General features: G+C 49.6%; 2 protein-coding genes. Both read right to left on the reverse strand.

The window, feature by feature from the left end; all coding sequences use genetic code 11:
- Positions 1 to 1365 (reverse strand): relaxase/mobilization nuclease domain-containing protein (locus V7680_RS15505; protein ID WP_335654153.1); only part of this gene is annotated, 1365 nt, incomplete at its 3' end.
- Complete coding sequence (locus V7680_RS15510; RefSeq protein ID WP_335654154.1) at positions 1362 to 1865, reverse strand: hypothetical protein; 504 nt, start codon at positions 1863 to 1865, stop codon at positions 1362 to 1364. The genes V7680_RS15505 and V7680_RS15510, both read right to left, overlap by 4 nt.
- Positions 1866 to 2100: the final 235 nt, after the last annotated feature.

A 2100-nucleotide genomic window follows, 5' to 3' on the forward strand; every position in this document is an offset into this window, starting at 1 on the left:
CGTGGATATTGTAGGTTTCGGCAGCAGCTTGCCCGTGTCCGGCGATCGCTTGCGGCGGGTTCGCGTGGCTCCTATGGCTACAGCAAATTGTTTGGCAACGGATAGCTCCTCTTCAGCCATTTGACGTTGCCTACTTGCTAGATAATTGTATTTTGCACCCTTTTTGCCATCACGATAATCTTCCTGCCGATCAAGATTATCGGTTTGCACGTGGGAGGTTAATTTTTTTGCTTCCTGGGAAAGATCCCACTTTGCCGCCGAGTTTTCCTTTTTCGTATCGGTGGTTGGCTTGTCGAAGCGCGGCATTACGAACGGCCTGATTTTCAGGCTTGGACAAGTCGGAACATAGGATGTGCCGAACTTGGCCTGCAGCTTGCCTAACGCTGCGTTCGAGTAAGCCTTTCCTGCTGCAATTTTTAAAGATTTCTGCTTTCCATTTTGCGGCACGGTTTCAAGAACAGCTGTGTTACCAACTTTAACATAGCGAAGTCCTACTCGTGCCAGCCTACTGTGGAGATCAGGCCAGTCTTCCGCATTTTGTATCCGAGGTGCTGCAAGAATCTGCGCAACTTTTGACATAGGCCATTCTTCACCGGCCAGTTCATTTGGTCCCGCTTTGTTGTTATCAAAGATAATTTCATGCTGACTCTGGATGCTATGAATGAGCTGATGGTCAACCTTCCCATCAGCATTTTTGATTATTGAACCGCGCGCGTCTGCAATTTTTATGTCTGAGAGGGTATGATAGACGCCGGTTTCGTCTGCCACATATCTCCTGTTCGGTTCGGGCCCGAGGCCCTCTTGATATTCACAAACAGCGATCGCGATTTGTGCGGCTTCTTTCCACCAGCCGTATCCAAAACTAACATTGCCGCCAGTTGCGGCATTGATAGAAACAACGAGATCATGTCCGTGGGAGTTTGGAGTATCACCGTGAAATGCGCCTACTGACGGACATTCTTCGATTCCCATTATACGGCGGATCGTTGCTCGCTGACGCCTCATTGATGCGCTATCGACGGCTTCGCCTTTGCGATGACTCCATGTCATGTGCCAAAGGCGGTCGAGACCTGCGCCAGCTGCATATACGGCCATATCTCTGACATGATCTTGGGCCTTATTTGAAGACAGATTGTCGGCGTATCGCTCTACTATACGATGCGATCCCTCACCTTCCGGGTCGATTATTGCATATTCACCAACTCGTTCTGCGGTCACAAAAGCATTATGGTGCTCGCCCGAGGCAGCGAGCCCGATTATGTATGAGGAGCAGCCTATCGCGATATCAAAGCTGCGCGCTTGTTTTGCCGCTCCGCCTACAAGATCTTTTATTTGATCGCGATATTGCCAGATTTTTATAATCATGGCGTCGGCTTACGCCAGTCAGTGATCGCAGAAGAACGATTTTTGATCTCGCGGTCGGTCAGTAAATTGACGATCTCCCGCGAAATTTTGACCAGATCGTGATCTATCTCCAATCGCTCGCTGTTGCTTTCGATCATTGTGGCGATTGCATCGTAGGCTTGCTGGATCAGACGGGACATCTCAGGGGATTGGATTGGCCTACCATCGGATTGCTTCGGGATAGCTTTGCGCAACGAAGTAAGGGCCCGGATAACATCGCCAATTGTGAATAGATCATTCTGAATGAGATTTACTGTAACCAACAACCTCGACGTTATGTCGTATACGGGATCTCGGAACCCGTTTGACAATAAGATGCGCTCGCGGCAATACTCAGACGTTGAGGCACCCTGCGCTGACTTTTTAACGAACTCGACCTCTTCTTTGCTTCCAAAATGGACAACGATACGGGGCCGCGAAGTGCGAAGGTCTTTCCGCTTCGGCTTGGAACCGCCTGACATCAGATTTTTCCTCCGCTAAAAACTAGCAACGAACTGAAAACCTGCATGCCGTCACGAAGCGTAGCGACACGATGGCAATAAAATGTGGGAATCCCACATTCATCCTGCTTAAGCTTAGGCCCCTTTTGGACATGGTTTCTCATGGTAAAGGGACCTGTAGATCACGCATCGCTTTTATCAGATAAGCCCGCTCTGTCGGGCCTCGATCTAAAACCTCTTCAACGGCCACCTTGTC

Origin of the sequence: Parasphingorhabdus sp. (assembly GCF_036963705.1) — a bacterium.
Classification (GTDB): Bacteria; Pseudomonadota; Alphaproteobacteria; order Sphingomonadales; family Sphingomonadaceae; genus Parasphingorhabdus.

What these genes read in the sequence shown, in the direction of transcription:
- V7680_RS15510 (WP_335654154.1), bottom strand. Translation starts at nt 1,865, where the DNA reads ATGTCAGGCGGTTCCAAGCCGAAGCGGAAAGACCTTCGCACTTCGCGG.